The organism is Microbacterium sp. A84, from assembly GCF_051842815.1.
GTDB lineage: Bacteria > Actinomycetota > Actinomycetes > Actinomycetales > Microbacteriaceae > Microbacterium.
The window spans coordinates 1-16,737 of record NZ_JBPXMS010000008.1 but is presented as its reverse complement, the minus strand read 5'-3'; the positions used below and the strand labels follow the sequence as shown (position 1 = coordinate 16,737).

16 protein-coding genes and 5 pseudogenes are annotated in these 16,737 nt (G+C 64.0%); 11 read left to right on the top strand and 10 right to left on the bottom strand.

Annotated features, from left to right (window positions below; genetic code table 11):
• Positions 1–619: 619 nt before the first annotated feature.
• Positions 620–964 (top strand): annotated as a pseudogene (locus ACSU04_RS18345) (IS3 family transposase); the annotation flags it as partial.
• An 84-nt stretch (positions 965–1,048) separates the two neighbouring features.
• Positions 1,049–1,237: pseudogene (locus ACSU04_RS18340) on the top strand (IS30 family transposase); the annotation flags it as partial.
• Between the two features lie 430 nt (positions 1,238–1,667).
• Here the strand turns inward: ACSU04_RS18340 and ACSU04_RS18335 are convergent.
• The 4 genes and pseudogenes from ACSU04_RS18335 to ACSU04_RS18320 form a co-directional block, all read right to left on the bottom strand.
• Positions 1,668–1,772 (bottom strand): annotated as a pseudogene (locus tag ACSU04_RS18335) (hypothetical protein); the annotation flags it as partial.
• A gap of 55 nt (positions 1,773–1,827) precedes the next feature.
• Entirely contained in the window at positions 1,828–2,634 is an 807-nt protein-coding gene (locus tag ACSU04_RS18330) for an LLM class flavin-dependent oxidoreductase (protein WP_439290561.1), read from the bottom strand.
• Complete coding sequence (locus tag ACSU04_RS18325) at positions 2,631–3,470, bottom strand: hypothetical protein (RefSeq protein ID WP_439290560.1); 840 nt, start codon at positions 3,468–3,470, stop codon at positions 2,631–2,633. Before ACSU04_RS18325 ends, ACSU04_RS18330 begins: the two co-directional genes overlap by 4 nt.
• Positions 3,467–3,598, bottom strand: a complete 132-nt coding sequence (locus tag ACSU04_RS18320) for a hypothetical protein (RefSeq protein ID WP_439290559.1) — start codon at positions 3,596–3,598, stop codon at positions 3,467–3,469. The genes ACSU04_RS18325 and ACSU04_RS18320 overlap by 4 nt, the downstream gene beginning before the upstream one ends.
• Before the next feature lie 1,169 nt (positions 3,599–4,767).
• Here ACSU04_RS18320 and ACSU04_RS18315 point away from each other — a divergent pair.
• Positions 4,768–5,670, top strand: coding sequence for an alpha/beta fold hydrolase (locus tag ACSU04_RS18315; RefSeq protein WP_439290558.1), 903 nt, complete (start codon positions 4,768–4,770; stop codon positions 5,668–5,670).
• 40 nt (positions 5,671–5,710) lie between these two features.
• Positions 5,711–6,010, top strand: coding sequence for a hypothetical protein (locus ACSU04_RS18310; RefSeq protein ID WP_439290557.1), 300 nt, complete (start codon positions 5,711–5,713; stop codon positions 6,008–6,010).
• On the opposite strand, the pseudogene ACSU04_RS18305 reads toward ACSU04_RS18310, so the two are convergent.
• A pseudogene (locus ACSU04_RS18305) lies at positions 5,985–6,127 on the bottom strand (IS481 family transposase); the annotation flags it as partial. The gene ACSU04_RS18310 and the pseudogene ACSU04_RS18305 overlap by 26 nt on opposite strands.
• 134 nt (positions 6,128–6,261) lie before the next feature.
• Here ACSU04_RS18305 and ACSU04_RS18300 point away from each other — a divergent pair.
• Positions 6,262–7,104, top strand: a complete 843-nt coding sequence (locus ACSU04_RS18300; protein WP_439290556.1) for a sugar phosphate isomerase/epimerase family protein — start codon at positions 6,262–6,264, stop codon at positions 7,102–7,104.
• Positions 7,105–7,360: 256 nt separating this feature from the next.
• Here the strand turns inward: ACSU04_RS18300 and ACSU04_RS18295 are convergent, their stop codons facing one another.
• Complete coding sequence (locus tag ACSU04_RS18295; protein WP_439290555.1) at positions 7,361–8,203, bottom strand: LLM class flavin-dependent oxidoreductase; 843 nt, start codon at positions 8,201–8,203, stop codon at positions 7,361–7,363.
• A gap of 172 nt (positions 8,204–8,375) precedes the next feature.
• On the opposite strand from ACSU04_RS18295, the gene ACSU04_RS18290 reads away from it, so the two are divergent.
• The 4 genes from ACSU04_RS18290 (at position 8,376) to ACSU04_RS18275 (ending at position 11,903) form a co-directional block, all read left to right on the top strand.
• Positions 8,376–9,188, top strand: coding sequence for an ABC transporter ATP-binding protein (locus tag ACSU04_RS18290; protein WP_439290554.1), 813 nt, complete (start codon positions 8,376–8,378; stop codon positions 9,186–9,188).
• The gene (locus ACSU04_RS18285; protein ID WP_439290553.1) at positions 9,185–10,030 is read left to right on the top strand and encodes an ABC transporter permease; all 846 of its coding nucleotides are present in this window, start codon (positions 9,185–9,187) and stop codon (positions 10,028–10,030) included. The genes ACSU04_RS18290 and ACSU04_RS18285 overlap by 4 nt, the downstream gene beginning before the upstream one ends.
• A 62-nt stretch (positions 10,031–10,092) precedes the next feature.
• Complete coding sequence (locus tag ACSU04_RS18280) at positions 10,093–11,145, top strand: ABC transporter substrate-binding protein (RefSeq protein ID WP_439290552.1); 1,053 nt, start codon at positions 10,093–10,095, stop codon at positions 11,143–11,145.
• A gap of 461 nt (positions 11,146–11,606) precedes the next feature.
• Positions 11,607–11,903 (top strand): hypothetical protein, encoded by a 297-nt coding sequence (locus ACSU04_RS18275; protein ID WP_439290551.1) that lies wholly within the window; start codon positions 11,607–11,609, stop codon positions 11,901–11,903.
• 301 nt (positions 11,904–12,204) lie between these two features.
• On the opposite strand, the gene ACSU04_RS18270 is transcribed toward ACSU04_RS18275, so the two are convergent.
• From ACSU04_RS18270 to ACSU04_RS18260, 3 genes and pseudogenes are all read right to left on the bottom strand, one after another.
• Positions 12,205–12,450 (bottom strand): integrase core domain-containing protein, encoded by a 246-nt coding sequence (locus ACSU04_RS18270; RefSeq protein WP_439290550.1) that lies wholly within the window; start codon positions 12,448–12,450, stop codon positions 12,205–12,207.
• Positions 12,451–12,469: 19 nt separating this feature from the next.
• A pseudogene (locus tag ACSU04_RS18265) lies at positions 12,470–12,709 on the bottom strand (DDE-type integrase/transposase/recombinase); the annotation flags it as partial.
• A 189-nt stretch (positions 12,710–12,898) separates the two neighbouring features.
• A complete protein-coding gene (locus ACSU04_RS18260) occupies positions 12,899–13,159 on the bottom strand; it encodes a helix-turn-helix domain-containing protein (RefSeq protein ID WP_439290549.1) in 261 nt (86 codons plus the stop codon).
• A gap of 603 nt (positions 13,160–13,762) precedes the next feature.
• Here ACSU04_RS18260 and ACSU04_RS18255 point away from each other — a divergent pair.
• Positions 13,763–14,743 carry an NAD(P)H-dependent flavin oxidoreductase gene (locus ACSU04_RS18255; RefSeq protein ID WP_439290548.1) on the top strand — a complete coding sequence of 327 codons (981 nt, stop codon included), beginning with the start codon at positions 13,763–13,765 and terminating at the stop codon, positions 14,741–14,743.
• A gap of 1 nt (position 14,744) precedes the next feature.
• Entirely contained in the window at positions 14,745–15,635 is an 891-nt protein-coding gene (locus ACSU04_RS18250; protein WP_439290547.1) for an enoyl-CoA hydratase-related protein, read from the top strand.
• A gap of 588 nt (positions 15,636–16,223) precedes the next feature.
• Here ACSU04_RS18250 and ACSU04_RS18245 read toward each other — a convergent pair.
• Positions 16,224–16,737 (bottom strand): Mu transposase domain-containing protein (locus tag ACSU04_RS18245; protein ID WP_439290546.1); only part of this gene is annotated, 514 nt, incomplete at its 5' end.

Below are 16,737 nucleotides of genomic sequence, written 5' to 3'. Positions count from 1 at the left end.
GCATTGCCAGTTCCGGGGCAATGTGGTCCCACCAGTGCTGGTTCGCCGTCGCGCCGTGAACGAGCAGAACGACGTCGTTGTTGTTCTCACCCCACATTCGGCAGCGGACGGGACCGTTCGCGGAAGCAACCGTTACGTGCTGGCCGAACCCGTCGGCATCCGGTATGGGGGCGCCAATTGCCGCGTTATGGGACTGCCAATCGCCGAAGGCGGAATAATCATAATGCCGAACGCGCAATCAGCGGCGGGAGTCGTTGGAGTCCAGCCGGAGGTAGTAGTTGCGCGGCAACCGCAGGCGGGACTGCTGAAGGTTTGGGTGATTCCAAAACTGCATCACGTTGTGGTGCGGGAGGATGGGAATCATGCCCAAGAAGTACACGGATGAGTTCAAGCGTGACGTGATCGCGCTGCCCAGCAGGACGGCGTCACACAGCGGCAGATCGCGAAGGGCTTCGGAGTCTCCAAGTCAGCGTTGGCGACCTGGCTGCAGAAGGCCGAGCTTCAGGAGCGTGGTCTTGTCGCCGCGACGCCTGGCGGTAAAGCGGATGATGCGGATGATGCGGCGGCGTTGCGGGAGGCACTCAAACGGATCCGCCTGCTCGAGCAGGAGGCCGAGGTGATGCGGCGCGCGGTGGCGTATCTCTCGCAAGCACAACTCCAAAATGATGTACCCCCGCTGGTCCGTGACCTTGCCGCGAAAGGTGCCCCGTTCCGGGTGCCCGTCGTGGTGGCCTGCCGGGTGCTCGGCTTCTCGAAGCAGAGCAACTACAAATGGGCGGGAAGTCCCGTCTCGGGCCGGGACTGGGACGAAGCACACCTGATCAACGCGGCGTTCGACGCGCACGTCGACGACCCGACATTCGGCTACCGGCTGATCAGCGACGAGCTCGCTCTCAGGGGCTTCACCGTCAGTGAGCGACGGGTGTGGCGGGTGTGCTCGCAGGAACGATTGTGGAGCGTGTTCGCGAAGAAGAAGGGCAAGAGCCGTAAGGCCGGCCCGCCCGCGCACGACGACCGCGTCAAGCGTGACTTCTCCGCGAGCACGCGGAACACGCCGCTGCGGCAGTACTTCCCGAAAGGCACCGACCTCTCCCGATAGAGCGCGGAGGACCTCGACGCCGTCGCCGCCACGGTCAACAACCGGCCCCGCAAGAGACTCGGCTGGCGGACCCCCGCTGAGGTGTCCGACGAGCAGCTACGCTTGCTCCAACAAGCCGGTGTTGCGACGACCGATTGAATCCGCCCCCGTACAGTAACCACATCCCCGACAGCAGATCAGCAGTCGTGCGCGTCGGGATCATCGCGCCGGCGATGAACTTCGAGAACGACGCAACGATCACCAGCACCGGTGGTGTGTTTCGCCGGACGGAACCGATCGGGATCTGCGCCGGCGGGAACCGCAAATCACACTGCGCCTGATCCCCGGCGCAATACACGATCCGGTCGGCCGGGTCGGCGGGCGCATACTCGGCCCGGAGCACCGCGATCTTCTTCCGAAACCACGACGCAGGGCCCTGCCGGCCCACCCGTTCCGCGATCACCGTCACGGGCATCGCCGGGAACTGGTGGAGCAGCGCCCGGACCGGCCACTCGTAACCATCGAACACCGACTCCACCGCCGGTCTGCTCGCATACCGGGGCGGACCATCCGACTGGACTTCTCTCGCGACCGTGTCTCGCGGCAGCCCGAGCCGGGCCGCTATCGCCCGAATCGAGATGCCTTCCGCACCATGAAGATGCCTGATCTCAGCCCAATCCTGCAAAGTGATCACCCAAACAATCGTGTCTGGGTGGGCTACTTTTCAAGAAGCGTATCCGGCCTACTTTTCAACGAACGCTGACAGCATTGGGTTCGGTCCTAGAAGCCCGTGAATCAGCTACCAACCGCTGCTCTACAGCGATTCGCAACACGCGCCGCGAAGAACTTCCCCCGCTATCTCCAGTGACGGCTGTTCCTCTCGACCCTTGAGTTGTGGCGGGGTCGCTCGCGATGAGCCGAACCAGCCGTCCCCACCGCGACACCGCCGAGCTCCTCCTTGACCGACGCGGGCATTCCAGGACGAGGTGCCGCGACCGCAGGCCGTGACGAGAGTGCCCATCGACTTGGCATGGGTTGGACCGTCGATCTCGAAGTGGAAGGAGCCTCGAGCAGGATCCTCCCCCCAAGCGGACGCCGTCGCGAACCCGAGCCGGCGTCAGGCTCTCCTCACCGACGAGTGCCCGAATCTGTTCGGCCACGTCGACCGTTCGCCGGACCTTCGCCTCAGCGCTGCTGCCGAACATCTGGTCTTCGGCAGGGCGGTTGCTGGCTCCGATCCCGAGGTCCAGACGGCCACCGCTGATCGCATCCACAACGGCGGCTTCCTCCGTGAGGTGGCGCGGATGCCGGAAGAGCGCCGACACGGCGGCCGTGCCGATGCGCACGCGCGACGTCCGTGCGGCGACGGCGGCCGTGTACACCAGCGGTTGGGGCAGGTACACGTCGTCGAATCCGTGGTGCTCCGTGAGCCACACCGAGTCAGCACCCAACCGTTCTACTTCCTCGCATGCCTCAAGGATGAACCCGTGGTGCCGAGACCACGACCACGGTCGCCTCCGGGGACACGCAAGTCGAACATAAGCCCCCAACTTCACGATGCGACCTCCATTTCATCGACCTGGCGCGGCGTCCCGGGTGGCCGCGCCAGCAGGCGGCAAGTCTGGTTCGCTGTCGCGAGAAGCACACCTTCGGTCGACCAGAGGCGCACGCGGCCCGATGCCGTTGTCGAGTCGACAGGACCAACCTTGGTCTCCACGAGCATCCAGTCTGATGACGACGCCGCGTGCATCACCAGATGCGCGGTCATGGTCGGGACGAACGGGAACTGTGGCATGACCCGACGAACCGCAGACGGGACCGCGTCGCTCACCACTGCAACGGCAATCACTGGATCCACGGGCACCGCGACTCGCATCCACTGCAGGACTATCGACGGGTCGGCGCCATTCTCCAGCCGCACGGGACGCGATCGGACAAGCCTCGACGTCCCGAACCCCACACTCGATCCGAAAGCTTTCTCTGGCCAGTCTTCCGGTTTCCCCGCGACCCGAGCCGGATCGCGCCGGCCGGGTTCGAGCGGCGGACCAGTGACTGCCTGGGCTACGGCTGCCATGCCACGGACACCGATCGCGCTGATGCGGACGTGCCGAAATCGACCTCGGCCCAGGATCGGTTCTGCGGTCAGCTTGAGCGACTCGCCAAGCGCCACAGCGTCGGGATAGCCAACTGTCAGCTCCCGAAGTGTGCCGCTTGTCGCGGCCTCGGCAGCGCGAGTTAAGGCGCCCAGCATCCAGCCGCCGTACAAGAAGTTCTCTGCGTTGCACACTGAGGAGTGGGCCATCCAGGTCCACGGCATGTCCCCGACCGGAGGATTACCCTCGACAGGCCATCTCAGGTGAAGCTCGGCGTCGGCCACTTCGCCTTCGCTCATGCCGTCCCGCCTTCTTCCCACTCACCGTGGACCGACTGAGTCCAACTCACGATGGCCCGATGCTCGGTGATGAGCCGCTGCGCCTCCCTGTCCCAGTGGTAGGTGTCGTCGTATCTCGTTAACGTCACCCGATCAATCGTCATGCCGTCAGCCGCGAGAAGGTGGTGAGCGACGTGGTGCCCGCGGATCTCCCGGCGATGTCGGCCGCCAGCGTCAGCCTCACCTTGGAGCGCTCGCTGACGAAAGGGCGGCATTCGTACCCGACTGGTCGTCCAGCGGATCGCCTCTGATCGCCGTGCAGTCGCGTCGTGACCATTTGGCCACGTACGCGTCGGGCTCTGCCCGTTACGACGTGGATACGGGGGAGGACTTGCAGGCAGCCATGACCCAGGATCTTGTCGAACACTGCGGTGTCCATGGTCCTCACCTACCCATTCATCATTCTTATTAGAACAATCATAGCGGGTGCAGGCATTCGCGATCTTGGGCTCCATGTCGACCAGCGCCGACAGGACCACCCCTCGCCTTACCGACGCGGGCATCGCGGAACTAGCGCGCTCGGGTCGGCCGCACACCGGCACCCCATGCGTCCGCCCTACTACCTCAGCCCGGGCGCCTACGCCTTCCCTCTGGTGGCGCGGTCGTGCGGCGACGACAATCCGCTGTAGTGCGACCCTGAGCGCGCCACCCGCTCCCGGTGGGGTCAGCCCGTCGCGCTCCGCCCTCACCTGTCGGCGGAGAAGCCTTGATCGGTCAGCAACGACTGGGAGGCACCGACCGATCCTGTCCCTGCGCTCGGTCAGCACACCGACACAATCCTGGGTGAACTCCGGCTCGACCCGGAGACCATCGCCAGCATGCACGCGGACGGCGTGGCCTGAGGGCATAGGCCGCGCTCGGCCCGGTCAGGAGGGCGCAAGCAGGGTAACGGTTGACGCGACGCAGGACATGCACGCCGGCAGGGACAGGGGCCAGAAGTGCACCTGCTCGAGCCCGTAGTTCACGCGGACGCAGGGAAGTCGCACCGCCCGAGGTCCTGGACGAGTCCGTTGATCAGCGAGAGCGTCAGGCGTCCATGAGCGATCGTCGTGCCGTACGGACCCGATGCCGCTCGATCCGGACCCGGGTGTGGATCCACTGCTGGTCATTGGTCACGTCAGCGAAGCCTGAATTCTGCCCTTGGCGACTGTCGTCCACTCGCTCGCGCCCAGCGCGGTCCCGGCGGCCTAGACGTCCTCGTCAGGCTGGAGAGGACGCTCGTTGTCACCACCCACTCAAGATAGCTATCATTGCAAGCATGATTGCAGCCATCCACGAGTCGTACGCGAGCCCCCGCTGGTTCGAGGAGGCACTGTCCCACACTCCGGTCGACATCGAGGTAGCGCTACCGCACCGCGTAATCGCCTGCAGGGCATGGGGACCGACGGACGGCCCGCTCGTCGTGCTGGTGCATGGAGGCACCGCACACCAGCGCTGGTGGGACCACATCGCTCCTGGGCTGGCCGACGGGCGCCGCGTCATTACGTACGACATGGCAGGTCACGGCGACGCCCCGTGGCAGGAAGCCTATTCCTACGAGAGCTGGGCGCAGGAGCTCGCCCAGCTCGTCGACGCCCTGAGCCCGGATCGCCCGTCGACGTTGATCGGCCACAGCATGGGCGGGGTCGTCGCTCTGATGGCCGCCCAGTCCTCGGGTTCTCGGGTGCAGCACGCCATCACCATCGACTCCCGCGTGCGACAGGACGGCGATGAACGCGTCGTCGGGCGCGACCTGCCGGACGACCAGCGACATCGTCCATACAGGACGGTCCAGGAGGCTTTCGCGCGATTCCGGACTCTGCCCCCCACGACGCGAGCCGCGGACCACGTGCTGGCCCACGTAGCGAAGCACTCGATCCGGGAGACCGCAGGTGGGTGGGTCTGGAAGTTCGACCCTCTGGTCCGGGCGCAGGCGAGGTCGTTGGTAGCCGAGCTCACCACGGCGACGTGTCCCACACTGCTCCTGCGGGCCGACGACGGCCTGCTCGACGACGAGCGGCAGTCGATGATGCAGGGGCTGCTCGGTCCGTTGGCCCGCACCGAGATCCTCACCGACTGCGGACACCACGTCCCGCTCGATCGTCCCCTCGAGCTGATCGAGACCATCCGCGCCGAGTTCGACCGGAACGCTGTCGCGCCGCTGCGCGGCATCTCGACATGACCACCACTTCGAAGGAGCGTTCCTGCCTGATGCCGTCATCGTGGCCGCCACCCGCTCGCCCATCGGTCGCGCCCGCAAGTGGTCACTGAGGGACGTCCGACCAGACGACCTCACGACCTCAAGACATAGGTCTCGTCTGCGCGCCTTGGCCCACGTCCCCGAGCTCGACCCCCACGACGTCGAGGACCTGATTCTCCGATGTGGCCAACCGGGCGGGGGGGGGGGGGGGGCAGGGTCGCAGCTTCGCCGGGTCGTGGCCCTGCGGGCGGGGCTCGACGACGTGCCAGGAACGACGGCCACGCGGTATTGCGCGGCTAGCTGTACTGCCCAGGGACGTTGATTAACCGGCTGATGGGCGGTTTGGCTCCGATCGCGGTGTGGGGCTGTGGTGATTGTATTCGTGGAGCCAGGCCGGGAGGACGTTCCGGCGGGCTGATTCGGTGTTGTAGATGGCAGCCATCGGTGGCGTTCGCCGATGCGAGTACACCCAGCATCACGTCCGAGGGTGTGGAACGACTTCGCCAGAAGGTCGCAGCGTTCAGGGACGCTGCGGGCCGGCAGGCGGCTCTCCATTGATGAGGCGACCACCCCATGACCATGAACGAACTCATCTGCTCTTATTACACGGTCGCTGGAACCCCGCCTCGAACCCCCGAACAGAGCCGGCGACCCCTTGCCGACCGGGCCAAGGCATGCGCGGACGCAGGCTTCGCCGGAATGGGCATCCACTTCCGTGACTATGCCGCCATGCGAGGTGCCGGAGCATCCGACGCCGACCTCCGAGCGATATTGGCGCACAACGGGATGCGCCACGTCGAGGTCGAGTTCCTGCTCAACTGGTTCGCTGACGGGAAACTGGGAGACGTCGCCCGCCGGGACGACCGGACCATGTTCCAGGCGGCCGAAGGCCTCGGGGCCCGGGTCTTATTCCTCACCGGAACACTGAACCCCGAGAGCGCGGTTCCCAGGGCTCAACTCGTTGAACAGTTCGCAGCACTGTGCACACGGGCATCCGAGCACGGGATCACCGTTGGAGTCGAACCGTGCGCCTGGTCAGACATCGACGGGACCGAGAGTGCGCGCTCACTGATCACCGATGCTGGCGTTCGCAATGCCGGGCTCTACGTCGACGTGTGGCATCTCTACCGCCGACACACGCCGTGGAGCGACCTGCGTCTCGTCCCGCCGGAGATGATCGTGGGGATCCAGTTGAGCGATGCCCGGGCGGCTCCTATAGGGGACCTGCCGCACGATGCGCTGCACCACCGCCTGCCACCAGGCGAGGGCGACGCCGACGTCGTCGGTTTCGTGTCGACTCTGCATGACATGGGTGTCTCCGTGCCAGTCAGCGTCGAGTTGTTCTCGGACGCTCAGCGTGGCCGATCACTGGAGGACGCAGCCAAGGCGGCCGGCAGCGCGCCGGGTGGTCAATGAGGCAATCGGCGTTCCCCAGTAGACCGCGAGACGCTCGACCACACCGCCGATGCCTGAGCGGCCTGGCGCTCAGGCCTAGGGGCCATCGGCCACGTAAATCACGTGGTCGCTCACGAATCCGGCAGACGAAGACCAAGGGTCCGGCACCGTCCCCGAGCGGGTCCATCGCTCAGGCACACTGCCGCGACCGTAGCGGGATCAGTCACGAAACCGATGCCAGAGACGAAGTGCGGCGGCTCCTAAAATTCGCTGCGGGTCATTGATCGGGGCGGCCTGAATAGTGCTCGACAAGGGTTCGGCCACACTCCTCTACGAGTCGCGGGTCGGCCACGGCGTCCGCTATGACGACACCGTCCATCCCGATCTCGTCGAACTCATCGAGCTTCCGGCGCAACTCGTCGCGGCCCCACGGCATCGCGATGCATGCGGTGCGTACCAGGGTCGAACGCTCTCTGCCCATCTCGTCACAGAGTCGGTTCACGACCGCAACCTTGGCCCGCGAGACGTCCAGATCACGGATGCCTAAGTTCCAGATGTCGGCGTGCTCGACGGCCAATGGGAGTAAACGCCGCTCGCCCGCGCCGCCGACCATGACCAGCACACGTCCTCCAATCGCGGAGGGCACGTTGCGAGCCTCGTGGATCTGGTGCACGCGTCCCGAGACGCTCACTGGCGGGCCGGGCATCATCGCGCCGCAGATCTCGAGGGTGTCCGACAGCGCATCCATTCGCGATGCGATCGTGGGGAAATCGAGCCCGAACGATCGGTGCTCGGCCTCATCCCACCCGGCGCCGAGACCCAAGATGGCGCGCCCGCCTGACAACACGTCGAGAGTGGTGACCATTTTCGCCAGCACCGCCGGCGGTCGAATCGTCACCGGTGTCACGAAGGCGCCCAGATGAACGCGCGTTGTCGCCATCGCCAGCGCACCGAGCAGCGTATACGCCTCGAACATCGGCGAATCAGATCCACCGCCGATGGCGTTCTGCATGAGGTGGTCCGGCACGAACACCGCGTCGAGCCCAGCGTCCTCCGCAGCCCGAACGTTTTCCAGAACGCCTCCGACCAGGCCTCGCGGGTGCATCTGCAAGGGGGTCACTGACGCAAGAGACAGGCCTGTACGCATTCGGTGGTCCGTTCTTGAAGCACTACTAAACCCGGCGTGTACTTCCGATGACCTATTATGCTATCTTTGCAATAATAGGAAAGTAAACTATCTCACAGCCATCACTATCGGAGAGCGAATGATTCTGAATAGCGAAGAGGTCGAATTGCGCGCCGCCGACCCCGCGCTCGAGGCGGCACTTTCATCGACGAAGATTGCGATTCGCGACGTCGGCAAGGTTTTCTCTGGCAAGAATGGGGACGTCGAAGCCCTATCTCGCATCAACCTTGACGTGCGAGATGGCGAGTTCCTCTGTCTCCTCGGGCCGTCAGGCTGCGGAAAAACCACGCTGCTACGAACGATTGCCCAGCTGGAACGGCCCTCGAGCGGAACGATCAAAATCCGGCACGACGACCCTGCCCGGCAACTTTCTGCCGTGGTGTTCCAAGACTATTCCGTCTTTCCGTGGAAGACGGTTCGCGACAATGTGATGTTCCCGCTCGTCCAGGCGGGGGTACGGCGCAGGGAAGCACGCGCGCAAGCCGACCACTGGCTCGAGATGCTCGATCTCGGCGGATTCGAGAACGCCTACCCCGACAAGGTGTCCGGGGGGATGAAGCAGCGGGTCGCCATCGCTCGCGCTCTTGCCGTGCAGCCGGAAATCTTGTTGATGGACGAGCCGCTGGCTGCCCTCGACGCACAGTTGCGGCTCCTGCTTCAGGAGAAGTTGCTCCAGCTGTGGCAGGACAACCAGAACACCGTCGTGTTCGTGACCCACTCGATCGATGAGGCCCTCCTGCTCAGCGATCGGATCGCAGTGATGACCAAACGCCCCGGAGAGATCGGCACTGTCTTCGATGTGCCGTTCGAACGGCCGAGGGATCCGGACAAGATTCGCGCCGCCCCCGAGTTCGCGGTGCTCCGCGAAGAGATCTGGCACATCCTTCGACGTGAAATTCAAGAAGGAGGCGAGGCATGACCACCATGGCATCGGAAACCTCGACCGAGTGGATCTCGGTCGAGCCGACAGAGGCAGAACTGAATCCGCACGCCCACCGGCGGAGGCAGCGGCGCATCGAGCGTTCCGCAGCCATCGCGGTTCCTTTGGCCGCCTTGGCGCTGTGGCAACTGGCGGGGGAGGTGGGCTGGCTAGACGACAACTTCTTCCCTGCTCCGACCAAGATCGCTGCGTCCTGGTGGGACATGATCCAGAACGGAGTGTTCTGGGATTCGCTGGTCGCGAGCACCCGGCGCATCGTGCTGGGCTATCTCATCGGCACGACCTCCGCTGTCATTCTGGGACTCATCATCGGATCGACGAAAACACTGCGCGCGGCCCTCGAACCGACCATCGCAGCGCTCTACACCGTGCCGAAGTTGGCGATCCTTCCACTCCTGTTGTTGATCTTCGGGCTCGGCGAGACGAGCAAGGTCCTACTGGTCGCCCTGACCTGCTTCTTCATCGTGCTGATCAACACGATCGACTCCGTCAGCAGCGTGCCGAAGAGTTACCTTGATGTGGGGGAATCGTGTGGAACCGGGCATCTGGCGACACTGCGCCACATCATCCTTCCGGCCGCACTGCCCCAGATCCTCACCGGTATGCGGCTCGCGTCAGGCCTCGCTGTCATCGTGATCGTCGGTGCCGAGTTCGTCGCCGCAGACACCGGACTCGGTTTCCTCGTTTGGAACTCCTGGAACCTCGGGATCCCCGAGTACATGTACGTGGGGATTATCTCCATCTCGATCCTCGGCGTCACCGCCAGCGCGCTGGTTCGTGGCCTAGAGCGAATCGCCATGCCGTGGAGGCGCGGCAGTTGAATCGACTTTGACCACCTGACGGACCGCCGGTCTGTGCCACGTCACCAAAAGGAGAAGGTACCGTGAAAAAACAATCCACCACGCTTGTTCGCGTACTCGGAGCAGTCGCCGCAATCGCCATGATCAGCGCGACCGCTGCTTGCAGCGGAACGGATCCGGACGACGAATCCACCGATGGGACGAAGACGCTCAAAGCCGGATACGTCGCCTCGTTGGGCGCGGCAGCCCAACCATTCATGGCGGAGCGCCTGGGTTGCTATGACGGCTTGGGCATCGAAGTGGAGCTCACGCCGGTGGCCAATCCCGCCGACGCAATCGCCTTCCTCGCCAACGAGAAGCTGGACATCTACATCGGCTCGCCCACTGCCGGAATGTTCAACCAGGTCGCCCAGGGCTCGCTCATCAAAGCCGTATCTGGCCAAGCGACAATCAACACGCCCGGCGACGCGCCCGCACCCAGTGGGTTCTTCGCCGCGAAGAAGCTGGTCGACTCCGGCGAGGTCAAAACAGTTGCTGATTTGAAGGGAATGCGCGTCGGAGCGATCGGGGCAATGGGCACCGCCAGCTCCTACCTCATCGGCAAGTCCCTCGAGCAGGGTGGACTGACTCCACGTGACGTCGAGCTCATTCCTCTCTCGCTTGCCGACACCGTCACGGCTCTGGAGAACGGCGGCATCGATGCCGCGTTCCTCGCCGCCCCCTACAGCAGCATGGCAGTCGACCAAGGCGTCGCAGTCCCAATCGTCGACTCCAAGGAGGCGTACGGCGATGAGACGACCGCCACGATAATCTTCGGACCTACTCTGTTGGAGAAAGACCGCGAGTCCGGCGCAGCCTTCTTGAAGGCGATGGAGTGTGCTACGGAGCCTCTCCAGGGCGATTATCGCAAGAACCCTGATGTCGTCGCCGCGTTGTCCGAAGGGCTGAAGGTCCCCGAAGACACCATCACCGATGGTGCACTCTACTACTTCGATCCCGCGTTGACGCTCAACGAGTCAACCTTCGACGGAATGCAGAAGATGTTCGCTGACTACGGTGGACTACTCACCTACAAGGATCCGCTTCCGATCGACAAGTTGGTCGACAGGGAGATCCTGGCCGACGCGCTCAAATAGTTTGACGGCGTGTCCACAAGCGCACGTTTGATCTTGAACGTTGTGGACGGCTGCGCTGGCGAAGACCTCCGTGGATGTGGGTTCCTCGACCCACGCGTTCCCGGAGGTCTTCGTGATTCATGGGGCAGCGTTCTCAGATCTGCCGCCCGGCTCACTCCGGCGGGCTCCACGAACCACTTGGATGAACTGGGCGATCGAGAGAAGTGCCGCGCTCACCACTCGACACCGGCGACAAATCGTCATCTGCCGCAGGATGCCGCCACCACGGTGAGGTTGGCACCTGGTGGTCCCGAACGCGACCGCGTGTGGTGTCGCCGGGACCGGGTGCAGCCGGCGCGCTCATGCGCGAGCATATGGTCCGGCGGCCGCTTGGCGACCCGATGGGCACGGGTGTTGACCTTGTGACAGAACGCCTCGCACGCCGCCTAACGGCCGCGGGCGCCACGAAAATGCGGGTCAAGATGACCGAAGCCCTCGCCTTGGCCAAGCTGTTCGACCCCGTAGCTGGCCGCGTTGCACGCGGCAACAGCTATCTGAGTGGCATGGCCGAACTCGGAGAGTTGATCGATGACGGTGCTGTCAAGGTGAACGATGTGACGAGCCTGGCCGCAACGATCGACGCTCGGCGCGAGCAGTGGGTGGCCAACATGCCGGAGTCGGCTCCTGACGGGGTGGACAGTCCACAGGCTCTCATCGATTCGTACCATGAGAGTCTGGAGAACTGGACGCAGGTACTCGTGACCTCGGGTTCGAGTTGATCGCGACAGATCCAGATTCCGTGCGCACGTCCTACTCAGGGCTTGGTGACGTTGATCTGGCCGAGTTCTTCGAGCGCTTCAAGGACGAGTTCGTCGACAACACCCCCCGGAATGATGGCAGGTGCCTCTCACCCAGGCCGGGGCGGTCCGGGTGAGAGGTGATCGTGCGGTCGGCCAGCCGGCCCCGCCGATTCGTGCTCTCTCCGGTCGCATCCGCGGCCGGTCGTGTCCCGCGAGCGCACGGATGAGACAGCCATACCGATCTGTGGCGATGGGTTACCAATGTGTAACTGACGGAGTCCTATGACAGTGGGTCTTGGGTTTTCTGTTTAAGGCGTTCGTAAGGGGTGCTGCCGGCGAGGGCTCCGTGGGGTCGATCGTCGTTGTAATAGTCCTCCCATTCTTGAAGCTTGTTGTTGAAGAAGTTGACGTCGTCGATGACTTGGCCCTCGAGGAGTCGGTAGAACTCTTCGGAGTCGATTCTGGGAGAACGTTCGACCTTGCCGTTGAGCCTGGGGAGTGGCGGGCTTGATGTAGACGTGACCAATGCCTTTATCGAGCAGATGTCAGTGGAAGATCTGTCCGAACTCCTTGCCGTTATCGGTCAGGACTTTCTCGACTTTGAACGGCAGCTTCGACAGCACATGGTCGATGAACCGGATCGCCGTCTTCTGGTCGTGGGTCGGATAAGCGCGAAGCACGCGAAGCCTCGTGTAGTCGTCGATCGTGGTGTATTGGTAGTAGCGCTTCTTCTTGCCAGTCAGTCCGAGCGGCTCGATGAACTTCACATCGACTTGCAGTGCGTGACCTGGCCGTTGCTTCTCGTAGCGTTTTCACCGAGTCTCTTCGCGTTTGTAGCGCCGAGACGCCAGCAGCCGGTTCAGTCCGAGCTTCTTCATGATGCGCCAGACCCCAGTCGGACTGATGGTTAGGTCGTGGTAGCGCTTCAGATACATGGTGATCTTGTGTGGCCCGAAATGGTATTGCTGGCGCAACTAGAGGATCTTCTCGATCACTTCGGCGTTAGTCGCGGTTGGTGAGTGGTGTGGGGCGCTGGAGCAATCCTTCAGGCCCTCGACGCCTTGTTCCTCGTATCGCTTGAGCCATTTGTAATACGCCTGTCGGCTGATGCCGTAGCAACGGCAGGTCGCCGCGACGCTGCCGCTGACTTCCTCGACGTGGCGCAGCACGGCCACCTGATGTTTCGCCCGACGTTCGAGCTCCCGCTCGGCCGACGCAGAGATAGTTGAGTTCACAGAATCTTCCTGTCAAATGGAAGACCCAACTGTCAACAACCTCCGTCAGTCTTATAAGAGCATTCTCGATGAGATCAGGCGCAGATATGGGAGGACCACTGCGACGACTACTGCGCGTTCGGGCTCCTTGAGGATTGGACGCCCGCCACTGTCTCGGGCGGGATCCTTGCAACGGTGGAGTCGTGGGAGTCGCACCAGCATCGCAATCGCGCCTGCATCACAGCCCAGCGGGTTGCCATCAACGAGCGTCAGGTCCACTACCACCAAGTGTTCATTGACCCTCTGATGGGCGAACGAGTCGCTGTGGGCGAAGTTCCCCGCCGACAAGGCCGAGCGCCGTGCCTCGCTGCTCATTCGGATGACCGCGGCCTACCTGACGACGTGGCTGATCAACGGGTGGAATGTCATCGCGGTCTCAGCGTCGCCACTATGACCGACGTGTGGATGGACGTTCTGCACGTCGCCCAGTCGCCGGCGCCCGCTTGACAGCGACGATCAGGCGTTGAGGAAATGTGGATCCCGAGAATTTCCGATCTGCTATCATGGCAATGATTGCAATCATCAAGGCTCGCCTTTCCGAGCCGTCGACGTCGGGAGCGGTAGTTGAAGACTCGATTCACTGAGATGTTCGGTGTGCGGCACCCCATTGTTTGTGGCGGCATGACCGGAGTCGGTACGGCCGACCTAATTGGGGCCGTTGCCAATGCTGGCGCCCTAGGGTTCATCAGCGCGCTCACCGCAGGGTCACCCGAGGCGCTCGTGCGGGAGGTGGCGCGCTGTCGCAGCCTGACCGATCAACCGTTCGGCGTCAACCTGACGATCCTGCCGAGCGTCAAGCCGGTGCCGTACGACGAGTATCGCGACGCCATCATCGCCAGCGGAGTCAAGGTAGTCGAGACAGCAGGTCGCAGTCCCGCGCCGCACATGGATGCGTTCAAGAGTGCCGGTGTGAAGGTCATCCACAAGGCTGTGAGTGTGCGACACGCGGCCAAGGCGGAGTCTATTGGGGTCGACGCCGTGACGATCGATGGCTTCGAGTGCGCAGGTCACCCCGGCGAGGACGACGTGCCCAGCCTGATCCTCGTGCCGGCCGCAGCACGGAAGTTGTCGATTCCGGTCATCGCTTCGGGTGGATTCGCCACCGGCGCCGGGCTCGTGGCGGCGCTCGCCCTGGGCGCAGAGGCCGTCACGATGGGCACTCGATTTGTGGCGACCGCCGAGGCTCCGGTTCACCAGCGAGTCAAGGAGCAGATCGTCGCCAACGACGAGCTCGACACGATCTTGGTCTTCCGGCAGTTCGGCAACACCGCCCGGGTTGCTCGGAACTCGGTCTCCGAGCAGATCGCAGAGTTGGGGGCGGCTGTCGGTGCGACGTTCGCCGACGTGGCGGAACTCGCCTCGGGGGAACGAGGCCGGCAACGTGTGCTGGTTGAAGGGGACATCGATGACGGCATGTGGTGGGCGGGGCAATCGCAGGCGTTGATCCACGACATTCCGTCGTGCCGCGATCTTCTGACCTCGCTCATGGCAGAGGCCGACGCGATCGCCGCTCGAATGTTTGAGGCCGGGGCAGGCGTCGCCTGACATGTCGACGATCGTCACGACCGAGAACGACGCCGGCGTCCTCACGCTGACCCTCAACCGCCCTAGTGAACTCAATGCTTTCACGCCAGAGATGGCGGAGGAGCTCGAGACCGCCTTCGACCTGGCCGCGGAGGACGAAGCGGTGCGTGCAGTTGTGGTCACGGGTTCGGGACGCGCCTTCTGTGCCGGGATGGATCTCAGCGGGACCGGCAATGCGTTCGGTCTCGACGAGTCGGCTGAGCCGAACCTTGACGACCTTCGCGCACGCCCTGAGGCGAGCGAATACCGGCGCGGTGTGCGGGATCTCGGAGGACTAGTTGCACTAGCCATCCTCCGGTGCCCCAAGCCGGTGATCGCCGCCATCAACGGCCCAGCGATCGGCGTAGGCGCGACTATAACCTTGCCCATGGACGCGCGGCTTGTCTCGACCGACGGCCGCTTCGGCTTCGTGTTTGGTAAGATCGGAATCGTTCCCGAATCGTGTGCGTCATGGTTCCTTCCCCGTATCGTGGGAGTGCCGCAAGCACTTGATCTCGTTTACACGGGTGATGTCATCGATCCCGAGCGTGCGCTCTCTATCGGGCTGGCGCGGTCGGTCCATGCCCCAGGTGAGCTGATCGATGCAGCTCACCAGCTCGCGCACCGATTCGTCGATGGCCGATCGGCAGCTGCGACGGCGATGACACGCAGCATGATCTACCGGCACCTCTATAACACGTCGCCGTTCGAGGCACATCTGGTCGAGTCGATGGCGATCTTCCATGCGAGCCAGAACGACGGGAAGGAAGGCGTCGAGGCATTCAGGGAGAAGCGGCGACCCCAGTTTAGCTCGACCGCAGACTTCCTGGTGTCGACCGTTCGTCGTGGGCGGAGACCTGGGGGCCTCTCGTAAGTCGTCTCTGCCCTGCTCCACGTCGGATGCTGGCGTGCCATCGGCCAGCGCGCTGAGGCTCACCCGCGGTGCTTGAGCGATGCCGTGAGAGTCGTCATCCGTCGGCGGACGAGGCAACGTGGGTGGGAGCACACCGTCACGGGCGCGGTCCGTTCCGATCGGCTCGGCCTGGTGCTTCCCCGCGAGCACATGGTCGGGGGTGATACACGCTGGCAGGCCGACTGGTCCACCGGGGCGCTGAGTGCCGACCAGATCCTTTCCCACGATGTCGACACGTTGGAAGAGCCCAAGGACGCCGGGGTCGACACGATATTCGACCGGGTCCCGGGTGAAATGAGCGGTCTACACGTGAGTTGGTAGAGTTTCTTCGGATATGAGCTAACCCACGGCGACTGATCCGTGGTGCGCGCGGGGCGCGGGCGTAATACTCGATCTGCGATGCCGCCTCCGAACCGATCATCACGCGACCGCCAGCTCGGTCGCGGCGATGTCTGCATTGACGGCGAACAGCTCATCGTGGTGTGCCAGCGACGCGGGCTCGGCGACGTCGGCTGGTGGCCCGGGGCGGCGGGTTCGTTGGGCCTGGAATTAGGCGCGCAGCTCGGCCGCGCGGGCAACGCGGACCGGACCGGTGACGGTCAATTGCCTGGCCCATCTGCGGGCGTGGCTGCCGATGAGAACCCCGTCGTGATGAACGGCGACGGCGTCAAGGCTTGCGCTGACCTCCACGATGCGGCCGATCAAGGCCGGGTCCACTGAATAGTCGTTGCTGAACGCGCGAACGTAGTAATCCCGCGGCAACCGAATGCTGGTGCGGAACATCACCCCCGGCGCGACCGCCGGCAACCCGCGCATCGCCGCCCGATCGATGCCGACCAGATCACTGGGTCGTCCCCGCCGCGACCTGGACATGTGCGCGTTCGCGATCGGCAGCCAGGCGTTCAGTTGCTGGTTGAAGTCGTCCGGCGAAGCGAAGGAACGCCCCGGGAGAACTCGCCCTCCACTAAACCCCGGGCGATTCACTGCGTCAGGACTCGGCTTGTAGTTCTGACGCACGGGCCCGCAGGGCCGCGCGATCGATCTTGCCGACGTGCCCGCGGGG

Excerpts from the sequence above, each read along its gene's own strand:
- ACSU04_RS18325 (WP_439290560.1), bottom strand. The coding sequence starts at position 3,470 with ATGAGCGAAGGCGAAGTGGCCGACGCCGAGCTTCACCTGAGATGGCCT.
- ACSU04_RS18315 (WP_439290558.1), top strand. The coding sequence starts at position 4,768 with ATGATTGCAGCCATCCACGAGTCGTACGCGAGCCCCCGCTGGTTCGAG.
- ACSU04_RS18300 (WP_439290556.1), top strand. The coding sequence starts at position 6,262 with ATGACCATGAACGAACTCATCTGCTCTTATTACACGGTCGCTGGAACC.
- ACSU04_RS18285 (WP_439290553.1), top strand. The coding sequence starts at position 9,185 with ATGACCACCATGGCATCGGAAACCTCGACCGAGTGGATCTCGGTCGAG.
- ACSU04_RS18275 (WP_439290551.1), top strand. The coding sequence starts at position 11,607 with ATGACCGAAGCCCTCGCCTTGGCCAAGCTGTTCGACCCCGTAGCTGGC.
- ACSU04_RS18250 (WP_439290547.1), top strand. The coding sequence starts at position 14,745 with ATGTCGACGATCGTCACGACCGAGAACGACGCCGGCGTCCTCACGCTG.